This is a genomic window from Bartonella sp. AP57NXGY (assembly GCF_042195805.1).
Taxonomy (GTDB): domain Bacteria; phylum Pseudomonadota; class Alphaproteobacteria; order Rhizobiales; family Rhizobiaceae; genus Bartonella.
The window spans coordinates 1-515 of the sequence record NZ_JBHIOZ010000705.1 but is presented as its reverse complement, the minus strand read 5'-3'; the positions used below and the strand labels follow the sequence as shown (position 1 = coordinate 515).

Below are 515 nucleotides of genomic sequence, written 5' to 3'. Positions count from 1 at the left end.
AAGACCAGTTGAATTGTTGAACAATTAGGATTTGCTATAATATTACGCTTAGAAAAGGCATTTATAGCTTCGCCATTGACTTCAGGGACTATCAACGGAACATTGGCATCATAGCGCCACGTGGAGGAATTATCGATGACGACACAGCCGGCAGCAGCAATTTTAGGGGCGTATTCTTTGGAAATGCTCCCTCCCGCAGACATAAGACAAAAATCTGTGTCAGAAAAATCGTAAGTATCCAGTGCTTTTACTTTTAAAGTTTTATCTCCATAAGAAACTTCTTGTCCTAATGAGCGTCGTGATGCTAGAGGGACAATTTCATGTGCAGGAAAACCACGTTCTTCTAAAATTGTAAGCATTTCACGACCAACATTTCCGGTTGCGCCGACAATTGCAACTTTATAACTCATTTTCTATATACTCCTCATGTCTCTCCACGTTTATTCCCCGTGCTATACTCAGGAGAGAGTGAGTTGGTCAAGGAACATCATTAAATTATATTTTTGATTTTCAAC

1 pseudogene is annotated in these 515 nt (G+C 39.8%); it reads right to left on the bottom strand.

Features of this window, described 5'->3' with window-relative positions:
* Nucleotides 1-410, bottom strand: a pseudogene (locus tag ACFIL8_RS12725) (aspartate-semialdehyde dehydrogenase); the annotation flags it as partial.
* Between the last annotated feature and the right edge of the window lie 105 nt (nt 411-515).